20 protein-coding genes are annotated in these 21,659 nt (G+C 54.5%); 6 read left to right on the top strand and 14 right to left on the bottom strand.

Annotated elements, in window-relative coordinates; genetic code table 11:
- Positions 1 to 196: 196 nt before the first annotated feature.
- Both IE076_RS10045 and IE076_RS10040 read left to right on the top strand, forming a co-directional pair.
- Positions 197 to 541, top strand: coding sequence for an ArsR/SmtB family transcription factor (locus tag IE076_RS10045; protein WP_189436640.1), 345 nt, complete (start codon positions 197 to 199; stop codon positions 539 to 541).
- Complete coding sequence (locus IE076_RS10040) at positions 538 to 1,002, top strand: SRPBCC family protein (protein WP_189436639.1); 465 nt, start codon at positions 538 to 540, stop codon at positions 1,000 to 1,002. The genes IE076_RS10045 and IE076_RS10040 overlap by 4 nt, the downstream gene beginning before the upstream one ends.
- A gap of 94 nt (positions 1,003 to 1,096) precedes the next feature.
- On the opposite strand, the gene IE076_RS10035 is transcribed toward IE076_RS10040, so the two are convergent.
- Complete coding sequence (locus IE076_RS10035) at positions 1,097 to 1,978, bottom strand: LysR family transcriptional regulator (protein WP_189436638.1); 882 nt, start codon at positions 1,976 to 1,978, stop codon at positions 1,097 to 1,099.
- Positions 1,979 to 2,114: 136 nt separating this feature from the next.
- On the opposite strand from IE076_RS10035, the gene IE076_RS10030 reads away from it, so the two are divergent.
- The 4 genes from IE076_RS10030 (at position 2,115) to IE076_RS10015 (ending at position 5,360) form a co-directional block, all read left to right on the top strand.
- Positions 2,115 to 2,849 (top strand): SDR family oxidoreductase, encoded by a 735-nt coding sequence (locus tag IE076_RS10030; protein WP_189436637.1) that lies wholly within the window; start codon positions 2,115 to 2,117, stop codon positions 2,847 to 2,849.
- A gap of 210 nt (positions 2,850 to 3,059) precedes the next feature.
- Complete coding sequence (locus IE076_RS10025) at positions 3,060 to 3,743, top strand: ABC transporter ATP-binding protein (RefSeq protein WP_189436636.1); 684 nt, start codon at positions 3,060 to 3,062, stop codon at positions 3,741 to 3,743.
- Complete coding sequence (locus IE076_RS10020; protein WP_189436635.1) at positions 3,740 to 4,495, top strand: ABC transporter permease; 756 nt, start codon at positions 3,740 to 3,742, stop codon at positions 4,493 to 4,495. Before IE076_RS10025 ends, IE076_RS10020 begins: the two co-directional genes overlap by 4 nt.
- Positions 4,496 to 4,589: 94 nt before the next feature.
- Positions 4,590 to 5,360 (top strand): GNAT family N-acetyltransferase, encoded by a 771-nt coding sequence (locus IE076_RS10015; protein ID WP_189436634.1) that lies wholly within the window; start codon positions 4,590 to 4,592, stop codon positions 5,358 to 5,360.
- A 78-nt stretch (positions 5,361 to 5,438) separates the two neighbouring features.
- Here the strand turns inward: IE076_RS10015 and recN are convergent, their stop codons facing one another.
- The 13 genes from recN to mraY all read right to left on the bottom strand — a co-directional run bounded on the left by recN (position 5,439) and on the right by mraY (position 21,652).
- Positions 5,439 to 7,112: a DNA repair protein RecN gene (gene recN, locus IE076_RS10010; protein ID WP_189436633.1), complete on the bottom strand. Its 1,674-nt coding sequence runs from the start codon at positions 7,110 to 7,112 to the stop codon at positions 5,439 to 5,441.
- A 34-nt stretch (positions 7,113 to 7,146) separates the two neighbouring features.
- A complete protein-coding gene (locus tag IE076_RS10005) occupies positions 7,147 to 8,013 on the bottom strand; it encodes an outer membrane protein assembly factor BamD (RefSeq protein ID WP_189436632.1) in 867 nt (288 codons plus the stop codon).
- A 155-nt stretch (positions 8,014 to 8,168) separates the two neighbouring features.
- On the bottom strand, positions 8,169 to 9,131 hold the full coding sequence (gene lpxC, locus IE076_RS10000) for a UDP-3-O-acyl-N-acetylglucosamine deacetylase (RefSeq protein ID WP_189436631.1): 963 nt from the start codon (positions 9,129 to 9,131) through the stop codon (positions 8,169 to 8,171).
- A 248-nt stretch (positions 9,132 to 9,379) separates the two neighbouring features.
- Positions 9,380 to 11,140: a cell division protein FtsZ gene (ftsZ, locus tag IE076_RS09995; RefSeq protein ID WP_189436630.1), complete on the bottom strand. Its 1,761-nt coding sequence runs from the start codon at positions 11,138 to 11,140 to the stop codon at positions 9,380 to 9,382.
- Positions 11,141 to 11,250: 110 nt separating this feature from the next.
- Entirely contained in the window at positions 11,251 to 12,537 is a 1,287-nt protein-coding gene (ftsA, locus tag IE076_RS09990) for a cell division protein FtsA (protein ID WP_209009049.1), read from the bottom strand.
- A gap of 32 nt (positions 12,538 to 12,569) precedes the next feature.
- Positions 12,570 to 13,484: a cell division protein FtsQ/DivIB gene (locus IE076_RS09985; protein ID WP_209009011.1), complete on the bottom strand. Its 915-nt coding sequence runs from the start codon at positions 13,482 to 13,484 to the stop codon at positions 12,570 to 12,572.
- Positions 13,472 to 14,395: a D-alanine--D-alanine ligase gene (locus IE076_RS09980; RefSeq protein ID WP_189436628.1), complete on the bottom strand. Its 924-nt coding sequence runs from the start codon at positions 14,393 to 14,395 to the stop codon at positions 13,472 to 13,474. Before IE076_RS09980 ends, IE076_RS09985 begins: the two co-directional genes overlap by 13 nt.
- A gap of 49 nt (positions 14,396 to 14,444) precedes the next feature.
- Entirely contained in the window at positions 14,445 to 15,419 is a 975-nt protein-coding gene (gene murB / locus IE076_RS09975; RefSeq protein WP_189436627.1) for a UDP-N-acetylmuramate dehydrogenase, read from the bottom strand.
- On the bottom strand, positions 15,416 to 16,837 hold the full coding sequence (gene murC, locus IE076_RS09970; protein WP_189436626.1) for a UDP-N-acetylmuramate--L-alanine ligase: 1,422 nt from the start codon (positions 16,835 to 16,837) through the stop codon (positions 15,416 to 15,418). Before murC ends, murB begins: the two co-directional genes overlap by 4 nt.
- Complete coding sequence (gene murG / locus IE076_RS09965) at positions 16,834 to 17,958, bottom strand: undecaprenyldiphospho-muramoylpentapeptide beta-N-acetylglucosaminyltransferase (RefSeq protein WP_189436625.1); 1,125 nt, start codon at positions 17,956 to 17,958, stop codon at positions 16,834 to 16,836. The genes murC and murG overlap by 4 nt, the downstream gene beginning before the upstream one ends.
- Before the next feature lie 28 nt (positions 17,959 to 17,986).
- Positions 17,987 to 19,144 (bottom strand): FtsW/RodA/SpoVE family cell cycle protein, encoded by a 1,158-nt coding sequence (locus IE076_RS09960; RefSeq protein WP_054662513.1) that lies wholly within the window; start codon positions 19,142 to 19,144, stop codon positions 17,987 to 17,989.
- Positions 19,144 to 20,544, bottom strand: coding sequence for a UDP-N-acetylmuramoyl-L-alanine--D-glutamate ligase (murD, locus tag IE076_RS09955; protein ID WP_189436624.1), 1,401 nt, complete (start codon positions 20,542 to 20,544; stop codon positions 19,144 to 19,146). Before murD ends, IE076_RS09960 begins: the two co-directional genes overlap by 1 nt.
- A gap of 13 nt (positions 20,545 to 20,557) precedes the next feature.
- Positions 20,558 to 21,652, bottom strand: coding sequence for a phospho-N-acetylmuramoyl-pentapeptide-transferase (mraY, locus tag IE076_RS09950; protein ID WP_189436623.1), 1,095 nt, complete (start codon positions 21,650 to 21,652; stop codon positions 20,558 to 20,560).
- Positions 21,653 to 21,659 lie beyond the last annotated feature (7 nt).

The following is a 21,659-nucleotide window of genomic DNA, read 5'->3' as shown; positions in this document are numbered from 1 at the left end:
ACACGACACGCTCTCGTCTTGGTTGTCGGCAAGTTTACAAGACACCAAGTTAATTATTTGAATACGCTACGTAATTTAATAATGTCTTAGGGAAGTAAAACGGCGTTTGAGCCCCAATTCCACGCCCTCCTCCCTATCATTACCTGAAAATACTCAGGCATTGACCTGACTATTCGACTCATCAATACTCAGGTACATGACTGAGTATTCCGTATCACTTGATAATGTCTTTCATGCTCTGGCAGACCCGACCCGACGGGCAGTCATTGAGCAGTTGAGCCATGGCCGTGCCTCTGTCAGCGAGTTGGCCAAACATCACAACATGGCGCTGCAATCCTTTTCCCAGCATCTCAAAGTGCTGGAAGACTGTGGCCTTGTCCGCACCCAAAAGGTGGGGCGGGTCCGCACCTGCGAGATTTCAGAAAACGATTTAGCCAGAGCCGAACACTGGATCAGCCAGCAGAAGAAAGCATGGAACGACACCTTTAACCGCCTGGATGATTATCTATGCCGCATTCAAACCAAGGAGGGGAATGAATGAGCGACACTGCATTTGAAATACACTTAGTAAGAGAGTTTGACGCCCCGGTGGAGCTCCTGTTCCAAATGTGGGCTGATCCGCAGCACATGAAGCATTGGGGCTGCCCGGAAAACTTCACGATCACCGAAATTCAAATGGACTTCAGAGAAGGCGGTACGTGGGCAACCACCATGGTCGGCCCCGATGGCACCTCCTACCACATGCGCGGCGAGTACCTGCAGATCGACGAACCAAACCTGATCACCAACACCAACCAGTGGGTCAACGAAGACGGCACAGTTACTGATCCAACAACCATCAACATGAACTTTGAAGCTCTGGAAAACAATCGCTCCCGCCTTATCGTCCATGAAGCAAAATACACATCCATGGCCTTTAAGAAAGACAACCAAGACGGCTGGGAAGGCTCACTGGACAATCTGGCGGCCTACCTCAGGACCTGCAACGCATTGGTAAGATAGATCTGTAAGCGGCCGGCGGAGACAAATATCCACCGGCCTCCATTTATATATATCCCTGAAAAGTGGTTCCGTTTTGCAGCAGGACCTCTCAATCTCAAAGGCCAGCAGCTTGCTCGTTCGAAAAGCTTCCAAGCTCTGCGTATAGACAATCAATGAATGCACGTAGGTGAGGCTGTTTGAGTGCTTGCGGACGCGTAACAACAAAAACATCCATCTTTGGCAAGATCAGCTCTGGTGATAGGTCAACCAGTCCTTCAGCAACGGCTCTCGGCAAGATGGCAGCGCCCAGATTTTCTCTCACCGCACTGAGCTGGGCCGTCATAGAAGAGAGCCGCACGCGGGATTTGACAAACCCGGCGGAGCGAGCAGCCTTCATGTGGGGCTCTTCTGAAAGTGGCGGCAGCAGACCGATACACTCAACATCTTGCGGCCGCAACTGGTCAGGCAGCGTTGAGGCAAAGGCTGGAGTTGCAAACAGTCCAAATTCAATTTCGACAAGCTTCTTGTAAATCAGTGAAGGCTCGCCAAGGTTGGCGACACGCACAGCCACATCCACATCCCCGCGCGCTATTTTACGGTATGCATGATCCACAAAATACTCGACGGAAACACCTTTGTGCTCTGTAGTGAAAGCACTAATGGCCTTCATCAAGATAGGCGCAAAGCCATCTCCGGACGTTAGCTTGATTGTTCCAGATAGCTCACCATTTGGCGCGAGATTGGCAATATACTCACGGTCAAGATCGGCAGAAAGCTCTTGTGCCATGTCGGCGATCCGTCGGCCCAGGTCTGTAAGTGTGCAGCCATCAACATGGCGCTCAAGCAAAGGCGCACCAAAACTACCTTCGAACTTCGTAAGCCGCCGCGATACCGTAGATACGGCAAGCTCCAGCTCTTCGGCAGCTTGGAGAAAACTACCGCGCTTTGCGACGGTAAGTAACAGTCGTAGATCATCCCAGTTTATGGAGTTGTCCAATTTTCCGGCTTTCCATTCATGCAAATCCAGTTTGCTTTAGTACATCTTCTACGCAAAGCCAAATTGATTATCTTCAGCACAGAATTGATGCACGGCAGAAGGCGGTGCATTCAGAAAATCAGCTAGGAGATTAAAAATGACCACAGCCAAAACAGCAATCGTAACGGGTGCAACAAGCGGCATCGGGGAGGCTATATCCCGGTCTCTCATCGCTAAGGGCTACAACGTTATGATGGCGGCAAGGCGGGCCGATCGCTTGGAAAGCCTGGCACAGGAGCTCGGCCCAAATGCTGATTTCGCAGTCACTGATATTACGAAACGCAGTGACGTAATTTCACTGGCTGACCAAGCTAAGGAAAAATTCGGCCAGATAGACGCTTTCATCAACAATGCAGGCATTATGCCGCTTTCGTTTTTCAAATCCCGCAAAGTGGAAGAATGGGACCGAATGATTGACGTGAACCTGAAAGGAACACTCTACGGGATTGATGCGGTCCTACCCGATATGTTGGACCGTCAGGATGGGCACATCATCAACGTGGCATCCATAGCCGGGCTTCAAACAGCTCCAGGTTTTGGCGTTTATTCCGCCACAAAATTCGGCGTGCGAGCACTCAGCGAAAGTTTGCGTCAGGAAGTTGCCGCTCAAAACGTGCGGGTAACATTGATTTCACCTGGCACTGTTCAAACAGAACTCTTTGGCACCATCACTGACAACGAAATTCTTGAGCTTATCCAAGCTGGTCTTCCCTACGAGCCGATGAAACCCCAAACCATCGCAGATGCAGTCCTTTATGCGCTATCGCAGCCGGGATCTGCGTGTGTGGGAGAGATCGTTGTCCGGCCCACTGGTCAAGGCACAATGAGCTAGAGGGCCGAAAACAAGCGTTCCGTCTGAAAGCAATAGATTGAAGGACGGTATTCATGAGAACAACCAGAAAGAGGCAGGTTTCTGCGCCAGAACACTGCCTCTTTCTGCTACAAACCATACCCAAGCCTCCAGCAATCTGCGCTGCAACCACACATGCCTTGATTTTTAACGGCATCTGAGGAACTCTCATTCCTGCAATCAGGAGTTCCTATGGTCACCCCCCAGGACACAAAGCGCGTGCCCGTTATCGAGGCCCGTAACATCTCTGTCACCAAACAAGAGCACCAGCTCTTTCACGATTACTCTTTCAGTCTGTATGAAGGCGACGAGCTGTGCATTACGGCTCCGTCTGGTCGCGGTAAAACAGTTTTACTCCGTATTCTCGCCGGTCTGGATCGGCCAGACAGCGGCGAACTGTTCTTCAACGGCGTTCCCTATGAGAAAGGCGGACGCGCCCAACTCTACAAACAGCTCAACTGGTTACCGCAGCGGGTCAGCCCACTGGCAAACCACGTACGCGAAGCGCTGCTGGCCCCGTTTACACTGCATGCCAACTACAAGCTCAAGCCCAAAGATACACGCATGCTGGAGGCTCTTACAGCTGCAGGCCTGCCCAACACACCGCTGGATCATGACACCAGCAGCCTGTCCGGCGGCGAACGCCAGCGTCTCGCCCTTGCCCGCGCCCTGCTCCTGAACCGCCCGTTATGGATCGCGGACGAACCCAGCGCCGCCCTCGACAAGGAACACACACTCGCCTGCGCCCGGTTCTTGTTGGAAAACAGCAAGACCCTGCTGGTCGTCACCCACGACGCACAACTTCAAAGCCAGATTGATCAGGTGATTGAACTCCCCAAGCTGACGACCACGAACAATACGGAGACACAACAATGAACACATCCGTCCCGTGGAGTGATCTGGCGTTTTTCTATATTATTGTGGTGATCCCGCTGGTCATACTTTGGATGATGGACTTAAAAGACCTCTCCAAGGATCTGGCAGTATCTATCGTCCGCATGACCGTCCAGCTGCTGGTCATCGGGTTCTATCTGCAAACTGTGTTCAATATCGACAATCTGGCCATCAACCTTGTTTGGCTGGTGGCCATGACGGCAATTGCCGCAATCACATCTGCAGGCCGCGCAAAAATGCCCCGCCTGAGATCCGCGGTCCCGCTTACAGCCGCCGTCCTCATTGCCATGGTGCCTGTGCTGCTGATGTTCATCTTCATCCTCAGCCGCCCCACACCGTGGTACTCAGCACAGCTTATGATCCCCATTGCCGGCATGCTGCTCGGCAACGCACTGGGTTCGCTGGTCATCGCCCTGCGCCGATTTAACATCAGAACACCAGAAGATAAGGAGCATCTGGAGCTGCTGACCACCATGGGCGCCACTAAGGTGGAAGCCCGCCAAGCGCTCATCAAAACCGCCTTACGTGCCTCTGCCTCACCCATCATTGCCAGCATGGCAACACTGGGTCTGGTCGCGCTTCCGGGAATGATGACAGGTCAGATCCTCGGCGGCTCCGACCCGCTCGAGGCGGTTCAATACCAGATCGCCATCATGCTCGGCATCTCCGCCACCCAGGCCCTCGCCATCATCCTAGCCCTCCGCTTCAGCGTCCACTTAGACGAGGAATTCTAAGACGAATTAATTCTTAAACTTTGAGTTTGAGCTGACGGCCTCTATATAGCCATTTTGCGGATCAAGCTTAAATATTAATCTCGAAAGCCTTTACATGAACACTTCTGAATTAATGAAATTGTACTACCGATATGAGCGTGCAAATTCTTTTCCTTTCAAAGCTCAGAAAGTGAGAAATCACAATACAATAAAAATAGTCACACCTAGAAAATCCGGTTCCTTCATCGCTGGATATAAATTTTCGACTGATAACATTAGGCAAGCGATACAGGACGAAATTGATTACTTCACCGAGCAAAGGAAGTCATTCGAGTGGAAAGTATATGGGACTGATGAACCTTCATATTTGCCGACAGAGTTAGTATCTCTTGGCTTCACTCCCGATGATCCTGAAGCCTTCATGATTAAAGAATTGAAAGACTCAGAATTTGATACTTTGACACTAACAGGTACTATCAAGCAGATAGCTAATGAAGCTGGTGTGAATGATGCGATTCAAGTATCCGAGCAGGTCTGGGAAAATGATTTTTCTGATCTTAGGCAAGACCTTACTGACCGCCTTCATAACACCCCTGATCAAATCTCGCTCTATGTTGCCTACGAAAACGATCTCCCTGTCTCCTCTGCTTGGATAACCTATACACCTGGGAGCCCATTCGCAGGCTTGTGGGGCGGCTCTACAATCAACGAAGCCAGAGGCAAAGGATATTATCGAGAGTTGCTATATATCCGAGCAGCAGAAGCGAGAAAGCGAGGGGTTAAATATTTGACAGTTGATGCTTCGGATATGAGCCGTCCAATTCTGGAAAAATTTGACTTCAAATATATTACCGAAACCCGCCCTTACCAATACACTGTAGACTGATTGGATTAGACATCGCAGGAAGTGCCTGTCAGATTTAGTCGGGAGTTCTGCAATTAATACAGGGAGACTGGAAGCGGCTTACACCAACGTTTCTTGGCCCATCAGCCGCTTGGCAGCGGCGCGGGCTTCTTCGGTGATTGTGGAACCGGCCAGCATACGGGCGATCTCTTCGTGGCGATCTTCCTGCGCGATCTCGGTCACGCGGGTTGCCACACGGTCTTTCTCCACCTCATCCTTGCGGATCAGGAAGTGACCATTGGCCCGCGCGGCCACTTGCGGCGCGTGGGTCACTGTCAGCACCTGAACGCTGCCCGCAAGACGCGCCAGACGAACACCAATCGCTTCAGCCACAGCACCGCCCACACCAGTATCAATCTCATCGAACACCAGCGTCGGAGACGAGCCTTTGTCGGCCAAAGACACCTTCAGCGCTAATAGGAAACGCGAAAGCTCACCACCGGAAGCAACCTTGAACATCGGCCCCGGACGCGTACCCGGGTTGGTCTGTGCCCAGAACTCGACAGTATTGATACCCGAGGAACCGCGCTGCTCCGCATCACTCTCGATGTTGATGATAAACCGCGCCCGCTCAAGCTTCAGAGCAGGAAGCTCTGCGTGAACCGCATCCTCCAGCGCTTTTGCCGTCTTCTGACGTTTCTTTGAAAGCTCTGCCGCCAGTTTGTCATAGGTCTGCTTGGCAGCCTCGACAGCGCCCTCAAGCGCCTGCAACTTCTCTTCGCCCGCGTCCAGATCAGAAAGGTCACCTTCCATCTGCTCACGCAACTTGCCTAGCTCATCCGGCTGAACCGAGTACTTCCGGGCCGCCGCCCGCAAGGCAAACAAACGCTCTTCGGTCTGTTCCAGCTCCTGCGGGTCAAAATCCGTATCGCGTAGCGCCTGCTCCAGACCGGCACGTGCTTCTTCCAGCTGGTCCAAAGACCCACCAATCGCCTCAACAACACTGGTCAGGTAGTTCGGCGCCAGCTCAACCTTGCGCTCAAGACGGCGCAGCAAACTGGAAAGCTCAGGGATCGGAGAAGTCGGACCATCCAAGGCGTCATACCCGTCACGCAGATCCCCCGCGATCTTCTCCACCTGCATCATGTCCTGACGGCGCAAGGCAAGCTCGTTCTCTTCCCCCTCTTTTGGGTCAAGCGAGCTCAGTTCATCCGCACTGGAGCGCAAGTAATCCGCTTCGCCGCGCGCTTCTTCAATACGCGCAACATGATCCTTCAGGGTTTTCTCAGCTTTTCGAACAGCCTTAGCGCTTTCACTCACCTTGGCCGCATCGCCTTCCAGCCCGCCGAAGCTGTCGAGCAATTGACGATGGCTCTCAGGATCAATCAGCGCCCGGTCATCATGCTGTCCATGTACCTCAACCAGCATTTCCCCGATCTGGCGAAGCAAACCAGCGCTCACCGCCGTGTCATTCACAAACGCACGTGTCCGCCCATCCGACGCCTGAACCCGGCGTAAAATGATGTCGCTGTCATGCTCAAGATCATTTTCCAGAAGGAGAGCGCGCAAAGGATGAGCCATTGGAACGTCAAAAACCGCAGTCACCTGACCGCGGTCTTCACCATGCCGAACCAGTCCGGCATCACCCCGCCCACCAAGGGCGAGGCTCAAACTATCAAGAAGAATAGACTTACCTGCGCCGGTCTCACCCGTCAGAACGCTCATTCCACCGCTGAAATGCAGGTCCAGCTTATCAATGAGAACGATATCCCGAATAGAAAGCGATGCCAGCATGGTCGTCCATAAAACTCCGATTCCCTAAAAAGGTTTACAGGAGTTTCATATCCCCAAATGCTCTGCTAAGCCAGCTGCCTTTGCTTTCCTCTGGCTCCAGACCGCCCTTTTTCAAGAGAGAAAAGGCCTGTTGGTACCATTCGCTCTGCGGGAAGTTGTGTCCCAGCACCGCTGCAGCTGTTTGCGCTTCGTTCGTCACGCCCAAAGCATAGTAGCTTTCAGTCAGACGATAGAGCGCTTCTTCAACATGACGCGTGGTCTGGTAATTGGTCACAACAGTCTTGAAACGATTGATGGAGGCAAGGTAGTTGCGGCGCGCCAGATAGTAACGGCCAACTTCCATTTCCTTACCAGCTAGCTGGTCTTCCGTCGCGCGGATACGCTGACGAGCCTGCTTGGTGTATTCAGAATCCGGATAGCGCTGCACCACTTCACGCATCTTCTCCAGCGCCTTGGCAGTCACAGCCTGGTCACGGCCCACATCAGGCATCTGGCGGAAGTAGGATTCCCCGATAATGAAGAGCGCATACGCTGAATCCTTGTTACCAGGATAAAGCGTCGAGAACCGCTCCGCAGCTGAAATCGCTTCAGGATACTTGCCCATCTTGAAGTTCAGGTAGGCAAGGTTGATGAGTGATTTGCGCGCAAACTCGGAGTAAGGATAAACGCGATCAAGTTCGTTGAACTTCTTCACTGCTGCTTTTGAATCGCCCGAGGCACGCAGTGCCAAAGCTTCGTTGAACATAACCTCAGCTGGCGTATCATCCAGCGCAAGATCATCCATATCATCCTTGGTTGCACAACCCGCAACAGCGAGTGCCACAGCCAACGAGGCACACCTCATCACTCTTTTGAGGCGAAGGGCCCCCAAAGCATTCCCGGCAGCATTTGAACGCAGCAATGTCTCCGACTCCTATCGTGTTGGGATTCGGGTAAAATCCCTCCCAAGTTCACGCTTTTATCTCAATGTTTAGATAACGTCACGTAGCCCACCAGCATTTGCCTCGAATTTATGTCGGAATAGAGGCAAAAACCGTTGAATAACTCGTTTCAGCTTCAGGAAACGTTAGGACCAAATGCAGCAGCCTGCATCCCACCAATCAACTCGGCATGCCCTTTTTCCCGTGCCCGACGTTCTTCCAAAGCAGCATCAGCATCAACAATTTCAAAGGCATCCGGGTTCTTGAACAGCTCCACAAGAATGCAGTGATTCATGCGGTGGCCGCCTTTGAACGAACGGTATTCCCCCAAAATTGGTAGACCGGACAGAGCCAGATCCCCAATCGCATCCAGGCTTTTATGTCGCACGAATTCGTCTGCCCAACGCGTGCCTTCCGGGTTCAGAACCCGTTCGTCATCCAGCGCGACTGAGTTTTCGAGAGAAGAGCCCATGGCAAAGCCAAGCTTCCAGAGCTTCTCTACATCCTGCACACTACCGAAGGTACGTGCGCGGGAAATATGATCACGGAAATAGTCCGGTGAGAGATCAAAGACCAGATGCTGACGACCAATCTTTTCGTGGTCGAAATCGATGGTAATGTCAAAGCGCGTCCCGTCATACGGGTGCAGCTCACACCACTGATCGCCGGAAACGTAACGAACTTTTTCTTTGATACGGATGAAACGACGCTTCGCCCCAAGCGTTCTCAAGCCAACACGATCAATCGCATCAACGAATGCTTCCGAGCTGCCATCCATGATCGGCATCTCTGGTCCGTCAATGTAGACGGTTACGTTGTCAACGCCCATACCACGCAATGCAGCCATCAGGTGCTCTACGGTAGAGATACCGCTGTCCTGGGGGTCACCCAGTACTGTGCACAAGGATGTTGCAGTTACGTTGCTCCAGTTCGCTTCTGTCTCAACATAGCCATCATTGGTGTTGCGGTGAAAAACAATACCCGAATTAGCATCTGCAGGATGAAGAGTAATGGAAGCTGGGCCGCCCGAATGTACCCCAATGCCACTTAAGGTTACACTGTCCGCAAGCGTGGTCTGTTTTTCGACACGCATTCCCATAATGTTCCAGCCTTTATCAATCGGCTACCGGTACAACACTGAACCACTCGAGCCGCTACTTTCATTTACCCCCACCGGGTAGGCTGGAACATAGCCCGAGGGCGGTCCTAAATAAAATAAAGCTTTATTACGCTTTGTAACGCCCTGAAATTTTTAGGTACATTTACCTATAATTTCATTTAAAGACGCAAAGCAGCAACCCGGAAAAATCCGGATTGCTGCTCGAGAGGCGCGAGTTCTGTTGATAATCAGGTGGCTTGACGGCGCAAGAACGCCGGGATCTCCAACTGATCATCTTCCATCATCTGTGAGCGTGCCGGCGCAGGGCGTCCAGCAGCGTCCATATTACCGGTTGCACCGTGGTTCTGGCTTTCAGCCTGACGTGGTGCAGCAGGGTGGCGCTGAGCCTCCGCATAGGCGTCTGCCTGTGCAGTTTCATGGTGCTCCATGTGCTCATCTTCACGGCGACCAAGACCACCGGTCAGACGGCGTAGGAGGCCCATTGGGCGGCGCTCTTCGTCCATGTGGCGCTCTTCTTCAGCATGCTGGGCCATAGTGGCTGGCGCAGGCTGAGGAGTTGCAGGTGCTGGTTGAGGAGCAGGCGCTGCAGCTTCCGGCTGGGCCGTGCGGGCACGAATTTCGCGCTGCGCGATCGGCGGGAAGTCTTCCACACGTGGCATACGGGACTGTTGCTCAACCTTTTGAGCGACAGGTGGAATGAAAGGCTGAGGAACACTTGTTGGCTCTTCAACAACCTGAGTTGGCTCGTCCAGAGCATCATACTCCTGCACAGGCTCGTAACGACGGGACTGATAAGGGGCAATCTCAACTTCAGGGTCTGTTGCTGCTGCAACAGGCTCAACTTCCATATGAGTGTCAACTGCGTTTGAACCCATCGCGCGCATCGCACGAACTGGGGTCGGTGCAGGAGCTACTTCTACCGGCGCAGCTACCGCTGGACTGGGCGTAGACGTTGTAGCGCTCTGCAGACGCTCTGTGAGTTCAGCCATACGAACTTCAGCAGGAGAAATATCCTCACGCAGCTCTTTGTCGATGCCGGTGGCAACAACAGAAACGCGGATGATACCGTCCAGTGACTCGTCGAAAGTTGCACCAAGAATGATGTTGGCTTCTGGATCCACTTCCTCACGGATACGGGTCGCAGCTTCATCAACTTCAAACAGGGTCAGATCATTACCGCCAGTGATGGAGATAAGCAGACCGCGTGCGCCCTTCATGGAAGTCTCGTCCAGCAGCGGGTTCGCAATAGCAGCTTCCGCCGCCTGGATTGCCCGTTGCTCGCCGGAAGCTTCACCGGTACCCATCATCGCTTTACCCATGCCGCGCATTATGGAGCGCACATCAGCAAAGTCCAGGTTGATGAGACCTTCTTTGACCATCAGGTCAGTGACGTTTGCAACACCGGAGTACAGCACCTGGTCAGCCATCGCAAAAGCGTCAGCAAAGGTGGTCTGGGCGTTCGCAATACGGAACAGGTTCTGGTTTGGAATGACAATGAGAGTGTCAACATTACGCTGGAGCTCTTCAATGCCGGCTTCAGCAACGCGCATACGACGGGACCCTTCAAACTGGAAGGGTTTGGTAACCACACCGACGGTCAGTATACCCTGCTCTCGCGCAGCACGAGCAACAACTGGCGCAGCACCGGTACCGGTGCCACCGCCCATACCCGCGGTGATGAACACCATATGCGAGCCGGACAGATGATCGTTGATCTCGTCAATAACTTCTTCGGCTGCAGCTGCACCAACTTCAGGCTGGGAACCAGCGCCCAAGCCTTCGGTTACAGCAACACCCATCTGGATCACACGCTCTGCCTGGCAAAGGGCAAGAGCCTGCGCATCCGTGTTAGCCACCACAAAGTCGCAGCCCTGAAGGCCGCTGGTGACCATGTTGTTTACGGCGTTTCCGCCACCGCCGCCGACACCGAACACGGTGATCCTGGGCTTCAATTCCTGAATATCAGGCATTTTCAGGTTGATTGTCATATTAACCTCGCGACCCTAGTAACATGCCCGAACCGGGCATGTCGTTCTTCCTCTCGTGCGTCCGCCGCATCTGGCGAAACTCTTGATAACAGGGGTTATGCGCATCCCTGTTAGAAACTTTCTCTAATCCACTGCCCAACCCGAGCCAGATAGCTCCCGCGGCCCATCAGGCCACGGCGTTGGTACCGGGGTTCGAATTGCTCAATCTGTGCCACCTGCGGATAAATCAGCAGGCCCACAGCAGCCGAGAACGCCGGACCCTTGGCTTCCTCTGGCAAACCGGAGATACCCAGCGGCCGGCCCAGACGCACATTGCGTCCAAGAATGCGCCGTGCCGTCTCTGACAGACCAGTCAACTGACTGCCCCCACCCGTCAGCACAATGCGCTTGCCCACTCGGCCAGCAAAACCGGAAGCGACAATCCGGTCTCGCACCATCTCCAAAATCTCTTCAACGCGTGGTCGAATAACCCGCGTCAGCATCGCCCGGGGGATCTGCGTTGGCAGATCACCATCCATATCTACGGGCGGCACCTGAACAAAATCGCGGTCGTCCACCGCACTTGGCAGTGCCGAACCATGCAAAACCTTCAAACGCTCGGCAGCATGCATCCGCGTGGAAAGCGCGCGCGCCACGTCCATAGTCACGTGATTGCCGCCAATGGCCAGCGCATCCAGATGCACCATCTGCCCGTCAACAAAGATAGAGAGCGTGGTCGTCCCCCCGCCCATATCTATACAGGCAACACCAAGCTCGATCTCATCTTCAACCAGCGTGGAAAGGCCCGCCGCATAAGGCGTCGCAACCAGCGACTCCACCTGCAGGTGCCCGCGCTCCACGCACAGCTCCAGATTACGCACCGGCGGCACTTCCGCTGAAACCACCTGAATATCCACACCCAGCTTGCGGCCCATCATACCGCGCGGATCACGAATACCCCGGTTGCCATCCAGCCCGTAGGAGATCGGCAGGGCATGCATCACCGCCCGTCCCTCGGTTGCCGTATGGGTTGAGCCTGCAGCCAGCACCCGCTGAATATCGGACTCGGTCACACCTTCAGTTCCCAGCGGCACCGTGGCGGAGAAGATCTCGCTCTGAAGGCGGCCACAGCTCACCGTCACCAGCAGCGTTTCCACCATCACACCGGCCATACGCTCAGCCTGATCCACCGCCCGGCGGATAGCCTGCTCGGCCTGATCCATGTCCACCACAACGCCGGACTTAATGCCAGCAGAAGCCTGATACCCGTAGCCCAGCACCTCAATGCCATGACTCCGACCCGGCATCAGGTCTTCCTCGTCACCTGGCACCAGTTTCGCGATAATGCAGCACACTTTCGTGGACCCGACGTCCAGCACGGAAACCACAACAGATCTGCGATTTGGCAACGGCCGCATACGCGGCAGAAAGATCACATTCTTATTCGAGCTCACGTGTCCCTCCCCGTTCTGGAGGGTAAACCTCGTTGCTTGAGTGTCGTCTGACGGCGAATAGCAGCCTCATCAGAAAGGCGCACCACCACACGGTCGTGCAATCGCAGGTCAACTGAAACGATATCCCGGGAAAGCAAACCGCCCTGATCATCCAGCTCTTTCAGCTCGGCCAGCGCGTCCCCCACATCAAACTCCGGCAAGCGCACCGTAATCCCGTTTTCCATGGCAAGGTCCCAGCGACGCTCGGAGCGCAGCTTTGCAGCGCGCACCCGGGCACGGATGCCGGGAAATTTTTCCAACTCGCCCATGATCTCACCAACACGCAACTGAGCACCATGGTTGACCACACGAAGCAAATTCGCATAACGGCCATCCACCTCATCAGTGATGACCTCGCCCTTCTTGGTAATCACAGAGGTCAGAGCACCTCGCTGCCAAAGCGCGTAAGGCACCTGCTCCTTGATCTGCACACGAAGTGTACCGGGATAGAACTTCTGGATGGAGGCACTGCGGATCCACGCAATATCTTCCAGCCGTTCCTTTGCCTCAGCCGCATCAAACAGCATCAAAGACGGACGCTCATGAAGTTCAAGCGCCTCCAGAACCTGAAATTCCGTAACGCGCTGCAAACCTTCCATTTTGATCTCATTGACCGCAAAACCGGCGGCGGACGTAACTGATTCGCTCACAACACGGGCATGTCCACCCAGCGTGATCCCGTAGGCAGCGGACAAAGCAAGGAAGCCAAAAGCGCTCGCAGTCGGTGCCCACGAAGGGATAAGTGCAAAAAATCCAGTGACCCCCCAAGCGGGTCTCTGGTGCAAACGCGATACGCCACGACTTCTGAAGCGAAAGCCCCAGCCGCCTGTGCGTTCCCGCAATGCAACAAATTTTGCCTTTATCTTCCGCAACTTGCGTCCTCCACGATCCAACTCACCAACTCTTGGAAATCATGTCCGGCATGCGCCGCGATTTCCGGAAGCAATGATGTTGGCGTCATGCCGGGTTGAGTATTCACTTCAAGACAGATCAGTTCTCCGAGACCGCCGGGCCCTTCGTTAAAACGAAAGTCGGCGCGTGTAACGCCGCGACACCCCAGAGCCTGATGCGCCTTAATACTTGATTTTTGTATTTCTTGGTAAACAGATGGTAAAATTTCCGCAGGAAGTATGTGTTGTGAACCGCCTGGGACGTATTTTGCATCATAATCGTAGTAAGCGTGTCCCAACGGCACGATTTCCAGCACCCCTAGCGCAACATTCCCCATTACTGCACAGGTCAACTCGCGGCCGGGGATGTAACGCTCCACCATAAGCAAATCACCAAACTCCCAATCTTCACGTGTCAATTCCTGCGGTGGGTGCTCTTGCCCCTCCTTCACGATCAACACACCAAAGGAAGATCCCTCGTTGATTGGCTTAATCACATAAGGCGGTTCCATCACATGGCGTCGCGCAGCATCCGCGCGGCTGACCACCATGGAGTTGGCAACCGACACACCAGCCGCCTGCAACACCGCTTTGGCTTTCTCCTTGTTCATGGCAAGCGCCGAGGACATCACACCTGAATGGGTGTAAGGAATGTCCAGCACCTCCAGAATACCCTGAATAGCCCCGTCCTCACCAAACGGACCATGCAAGGCATTGAACGCCACATCAGGCTTCAGCTCCTGCAGCACAGCAGCAATGTTGCGGTCAACATCCACACGGGTAACCTGATAACCAGCCGCTTCCAGCGCATCCGCACAGTCTTTGCCTGAAGACAGCGAGACAGGCCGCTCGGCAACCCATCCACCCATCAAAACTGCAACATGCTTGGTCATCACGAAACCCAATCCTATTTAAAACGCCTAAAACAATACCTGAACGGAGTTAGTCCGATTGGCCCAAAAACGGTTCAATCGTCGCCCCGTCCACAAACGCCCCAAGGCGCTTAATTTCCCATTCCAGACGCGTACCTGTCTTCGCCAAAGCATCCCGGCGGATAGTCTCGCCAAGCAGTTCCAGATCGTGAGCAGTAGCGTTTGCAACGTTCAACATAAAGTTGCAATGCAATTCCGACATTTTTGCGCCGCCAATCTGCAAACCACGTCCTCCAGCCGCATCAACCACCTTCCATGCGCTGTTGTCCTCCGGATTTTTAAAAGTAGAGCCACCGGTTTTCTCACGAATAGGCTGTGCTTTTTCACGATGCGCAACAACCTCAGCCATTTCAGCGCGGATTTCGTCCTCACTCCGCGCAACACCCTCAAACACTGCACTGGTGAAAATCAGATCTTTTGATGCGGAAGAATGGCGGTAGGCATAGCCCATATCCGCATTGGAAAGGGTGATGAGTTCACCAGACCGTGTCACCGCATTCACGCTAACCACAAGGTCCTTCGTCTCCGCTCCATGAGCCCCAGCATTCATGCGCAGCGCACCGCCAACAGCCCCCGGAATACCGGTATAAAACGCAAAGCCGCCTGTGCCCGTCTTGGCCGCTTCTTCCGCAAGCTTTTTGTCAGGGACAGACGCCCCTGCCCGCAGCTTATGACCGCCCAGATACTCGACAGTCCCAAACCCGCGGATCGGCAGACGAATAACAACGCCTTCAATACCGCCATCGCGCACCAGAAGGTTGGAGCCGAGCCCAACCACAGTAACCGGCACATCTTCCGGCAGCGCTTTCATAAACACCGCCAGATCCACTTCATCAGCAGGCTGGAACATCAACTGCGCAGGACCACCCACACGGAACCAGGTCACCGCAGAAAGCAGCTGGTTCTGGATCAGTCGACCGCGAATGTCTTCAACAGCATCGCCCAGCAAAGGCAGAAGATCAGGATAGCTTAGGGTTTCGCTCATACAGTCTCTCCTTTTGGGGAGAGCGCTTCCAGCTCTTTTGGCAGTTTGTAAGCCCACTGGGTAATGTTACCCGCACCAAGGCAGATCACCAGATCACCCGGTTCAGCAAGCTCCGCCACCTTGCCAGCCAGCTCCTCAGGACCAGAGATGCCGTGAACCGACCGGTGACCACCAGCCCGCAGACCCGAAATCAAGTCGGCTTGGTCAGCCCCTTCAATCGGCTGCTCACCAGCAGCAAACACAGGCGCAATCACGACCTTGTCCGCATCGTTGAAGCAGGAACAGAAGTCATCAAACAGGCTCTGCAAACGGGTGTAACGGTGCGGCTGCATTACAGCAATCACCTTGCCCTCAGCCGCCTCACGGGCTGCATGCAGGACAGACTTGATCTCGACCGGATGGTGCGCGTAGTCGTCAAAGAACTCCGTACCATTCCACGAACCCGTATGCGTAAAGCGCCGCTTCACGCCGCCAAAGCCAGCCAGACCCTTGCGGATATTTTCATCGGAAATGCCCAAAGCATGCGCCAGCGCAATCGCAGCCGTCGCATTGGACACGTTGTGCAGACCCGGCATCGGCAACACCAGATCCTTCAGTTCAGTCACCTTGTTCCCGCGTCGATCATGAATGGTCACGCTAAAGATGGACTTGCCGCCCTTGGTGGAAACATCAGAAAAACGAACATCAGACTGCGGATTACGGCCATAGGTGATGATCCGGCGATCCTCAATCTGTCCCACAAGGCTCTGGACCTCCGGGTGATCAAGACACATGACGGCAAAGCCATAAAACGGAACATTCTCGACAAACTGCGTAAACGCAGCCCGCACGCCATCAAAATCACCGTAATGATCAAGGTGCTCAGGATCGATATTGGTCACAACCGCAATATCGGCAGGAAGCTTGACGAAGGTGCCATCGGACTCGTCTGCCTCAACCACCATCCAGTCACCCTCACCCATACGGGCGTTGGTGCCATAGGCATTGATGATACCGCCATTGATCACGGTTGGGTCCATATCCCCCGCATCCAGCAGCGCCGCGACCATGGAGGTCGTCGTCGTCTTGCCGTGCGTACCGCCAATGGCAATCGCTTGTTTAAAACGCATCAACTCCGCGAGCATTTCCGCACGGCGCACAACAGGCATGTTGTTCTCACGCGCAGCTTTCAGTTCAACATTGCTGGCTTTGATCGCTGACGAGACGACGCAAACATCCGACCCTTCAAGGTTCTCTGCCGCATGACCGACCATGACCTTGATGCCCTTTTCCCGCAAACGCAGCACGTTCGCATTCTCGGACATGTCAGAGCCCTGCACACGATACCCAAGGTTATGCAAAACCTCGGCAATACCGCTCATGCCAATGCCGCCGATACCGACGAAGTGAACTCCCCCAATGTTGACAGGCATTTTCATGAGGTGGTCTCTTTCTTGCTCGCTGCCGGCACCTGACCGACAAGTGTTTCAGTCAGATCCGCAAGGCGCTGCACAGCTTCAGGTGCGCCCTGAGCCAAAGCTGCTTGTGCTGCCTGCGCAAGACGGCCCGGATGATCCATGAGCTCTTTCAGCTCGCGGGCCAGTCTTTGCGGATCAAGTTCTTTCTGTGGGATCGGCCATGCGCCGCCTGCCTCCGCAAGCACATTCGCATTCAGACCCTGATCGTTATCAAGCGCGCCGGGCAACGGCACCAATATAGAAGGACGCCCGATTGCTGCCAGCTCGCAAACCGTACCAGCACCGGACCGGCTGATCACCAGATGGGCCGCCGCAATGCGCTCCGGCAAATCAGTAAAGAAGGACGCAACCTGCGCAGCCACACCCATCTTGCGATAGGACGCTTCCAGACCTTCCAGATCTTCCGGACGCGCCTGCTGCACAATTACCAGTCGCTCAAGATAGTCAGGCGCCATCAGGCTCAAGGCTTCCGGCAGCACCTGCGAAAAGATGCGCGCACCCTGCGACCCACCAAACACCAGCAGATGGAAAGCCCCACCTTCTTCCGGTGCGTTATAGGTCAGTCCGCACACGGCAATCACGTTGTCACGCAGTGGGTTGCCAGTCATCGTCGCCTTCGCCGCAAGGTCTTTAGGCAGTGTTTTAAGCGGAAAACTGGTCGCAACAGCTCTTGCCCCTTTGGCAAGCATGCGGTTTGCACGCCCCATCACCGCATTGGCTTCATGCAGGATCGTTGGAACCCCCAGCATACGACCGGCAAACATGGGCGGAAATGTCGGATACCCACCAAAGCCAACCATAGCTGCGGGTTTGGCCGCACGAATGATTTTCATCGCCTGCAAAGTCCCAAGACCAAGCTTGATTGCAGTCTTGGTGAGCGAAATCGGATTCCTGCCGCGGATCGTATCACTTTTGACCAGATGAACCTTGTCTGCCGGAAAAGCACTGCCGTATTTGTCGGCGCGGCTGTCGGTAATCAGCTCCACACCATACCCACGGCGCGTCAGCTCACTGGCCAGCGCTTGTGCAGGAAACAGGTGACCGCCTGTCCCTCCAGCAGTGAGCATAATCTTCGGCTTCATTTCAATCTCCGACAAAAGCAAAACTCTCTCAGGCCTGCTGCAACGGCGCAGCGCGGGCAACAGTAATAATCGGGTTCTTACGTGGCTGCGGACGTTTCCGCGTTAATGCCAGCACAAAACCCATGGTTAGGGAAATCGCCATCAGGGAAGACACGCCAGACGAAATCAGCGGCAGCGTCATGCCTTTAGACGGCATCAGGTTCAGGTTAACAGCCATATTGATGCAACTTTGCAGGCCAAACATCACAATAAGGCCAGATGCGGCCAGACGACCAAACGGATCCTGATCTTGCATTGCCATGTAAAGGCCGCGCAGCACAACAAAGGCAAAGATAGTCACCAGTACCACACAAACAATGATGCCGTACTCTTCTGCAGCAACAGCGAAAACAAAGTCTGTATGACTATCCGGCAGGATACGTTTTACAGTCCCTTCACCCACACCGCGGCCAAGCCAGCCACCGGCGATAAAGGAGTCAATCGCCTTATCGATCTGATATGTGTCCCCGGAAGATGGGTCCAGAAAGCGCATGATACGTCCGCGTACGTGCGGCAGATAGGCAAACCCGGCCACCACGCCCAGGATACCCGTAATACCGAGAGGGACAATCGCCAGCCACGACAAACCATTCAGGAAGAACAACGCAAACAGCACAATCGTCAGCAACATGGTCTGACCAAAGTCAGGTTGCGCAACAAGCATGGCCGCCACAATGCCGAACAAGAGAATGGAGATCACCTGCCCCGGAATATCCTGCGCCTTGCGCCCCTCAGACAGCAAGAACGCAACAATCACAACAAGAGCAGGCTTAATAAATTCTGATGGCTGAATGGAAACCCCGAAAAGGCTCACCCAGCGCCGCGCACCCTTTACGTCCGTGCCAAAGAACAGCGTCCCCAGCAGCAAAACAAGCATCACGCAGAAAACCAGCAAAGCCACCCGCCGCACATAACGCGGAGACAATGCCGAAACCCCAAGCATCAAAGCAGCACTTGGCAGCAGGAAGATGGCCTGTTTCTTAACAAAATAGAAGCTCTCGAGCCCGATACGTTCGGCAACAGGCGGGCTGGCCGCCAGAGACAGCACCAGACCGGACACCATCAGTGTAAAAATGCCGATCAGCATGTAACGATCAATCGTCCAAAGCCATTCCGCAAACGCACTGCGATCCGTACGTGATACCATCAGCGTGCCCCCTCTTCATTCAGCATTTTGGCAGCAGCCACAGCCGCGCTCTCAAATGCATCCCCCCGAACTTCAAAGCTCCTGAACTGATCAAACGAGGCACACGCCGGAGACAGCAGAACCACAGCCTCCTTGCTTTTATCCCGTGCAGCATCTTGCGCCGCAGCTTCAACAGCCATGTCTAGACTGCCAAACTTGTGCGCTTCCACGGCCCCCGCAAGTTCCTGCTTAAAGTCGTCCGCTGCTTCCCCGATCAAGTACGCCTTCACAATTTTCGGGAAATAAGCTTTGAGCGAAGAAATCCCGCCAGCTTTTGGACGCCCCCCAGCAATCCAGTAAATCCGGTCAAACGCCGCCAGCGCATGCGCTGCAGCTTCCGCATTGGTTGCCTTGCTGTCATTCACAAACAAAACCGTACCAGCTTCAGCCACCAGCTTCAGGCGATGCGCAAGACCCGGAAATGTCGCCAGCGCGCCAGAAATCTCGTCAAGCTCCAGCCCCAGCGCCGCGCACACGGCCACAGCCGCAGCAGCATTCTGCCCATTATGAGAGCCACGCAACGTGTTGGAAGAAGAGAGGTCAGCAACAAGCACCTGCTCTTCATCAAAAACTTCGATCACCTTGCCATCAGCCGCATAAACACCAAACTCGACCGGCTCCTGACAGGAGATCAGCTCAATCGGCTCTCCACTCTCCACCCGGCGCTGCGCAATCGCGGCACTGTGTTCATCATCAACACCAACAACCGCCAAACGCGCGCCCTTCACAAGACGCTCTTTGATGGACGCGTAATGCGCCATGCTGCCGTGCCGGTCCAGATGGTCCGGTGACAGGTTCATCATCACACCAATATCCGGCGCAAGGCTTGGAGCAAGGTCAATCTGGTAAGAGGACACCTCAACCACGTAAACGCGATCCTCGGAAAACTCCTCAAGATCCAGAACCGGACGACCAATATTGCCGCCCATTTGAACGTCCATGCCGCACTCTTTGAGAATGTGCGAGATCAGTGCCGTGGTCGTGGACTTCCCGTTGGTGCCTGTAATGGCAACAAACGGCGCCTCCGGGCAAACTTCTTCCCGCTCATTCACGAAAAGCTCGATATCCCCGATGACCGGAATGCCAGCGTCCTGCGCCCGCACCACGCTCCAGTGCGGCACTGGATGGGTCAGCGGAACGCCGGGCGCAACAACCAGCGCCGCATAACGGGTCATATCGACATCGTGCAGATCGATCGCCGCAAGCCCCTGCTCTTCAGCAGCAGCAACGCTGGCTTCGTTGTCATCCCACACATCCACACGAGCCCCACCAGCCTCAAGCGCGCGCGCTGTCAGCAACCCGGAACCACCGAGCCCAAACAACGCAACTTCTTTACCTGCAAGATGACGGATAGGGATCATGTCTTCGTCCCTCCTAGCGCAGCTTCAGCGTGGCAAGGCCAACCAGCGCAAGAACGACAGCAATGATCCAGAAACGAATAACCACCTGGCTTTCGGTCCAGCCCAGATGCTCAAAATGGTGGTGAATAGGCGCCATGCGGAACACGCGCTTACCGGTCACCTTGAACGACGCCACCTGCACAATCACAGACACCGCTTCCAGCACGAACAAACCGCCAATGATCGCCAGAACAATCTCGTGCTTAGTCGCAACCGCAATTGCACCCAGCATACCGCCTAGAGCAAGAGAGCCCGTATCACCCATAAAGATCGCAGCAGGCGGGGCGTTGAACCACAGGAACCCGAGACCAGCCCCAATCACCGCACCGCACAAGACGGCAAGCTCACCCGTGCCCGCCACATGGTGGATCTGCAGATAACTCGAAAACACCGCGTTACCCGTCAGGTACGCTACCAGACCAAAGGAAGCCGCCGCAATCATAACCGGCACAATGGCAAGACCATCAAGACCATCGGTCAGGTTCACCGCATTGCCCGCGCCAACAACAACAAAGGCTGCGAATGGGATGAAGAACAAACCAAGGTTCAGCGTCAACTCTTTAAAGAACGGAAAACCAATGCTGGTGGAAAACGGCTCGGAATCCAGAAGCGTCACCGCAAACGCTGCAACACCGGCGATCAGAAATTCCAGCCCAAGACGCGCCTTCCCGCCAAAGCCTTTATGCGAGGACTTGGAGACCTTCAGATAGTCATCATAAAAGCCGATAAGACCAAACCCAACGGTCACACCCAGCACGATCCAGGTGTAAGGGTTGCGAAGATCAGCCCACAGCAGCGTTGCCACGATCATCCCGGAAAGGATCATCAGGCCGCCCATGGTTGGCGTTCCCTTTTTTGTCAGCAGATGGCTCTGAGGTCCGTCTTCACGAATGGGCTGTCCATGTCCCTGACGCAAACGCAACGCATCAATGATGCGTGGGCCAAACAAAAACACAAATAACAACGCAGTCATGATCGCGCCGCCGGTACGGAACGTAATGTATTTGAAAACATTCAGCGCGGATAGGGAAGGATAAACCCCTGACAGCTCCGCCAGCAAATATAGCATTTATTCA

The sequence above is a fragment of the Pseudovibrio japonicus genome (assembly GCF_014651595.1).
Classification (GTDB): Bacteria; Pseudomonadota; Alphaproteobacteria; order Rhizobiales; family Stappiaceae; genus Pseudovibrio; species Pseudovibrio japonicus.
This window is presented reverse-complemented; position numbering and strand designations above follow the sequence as displayed.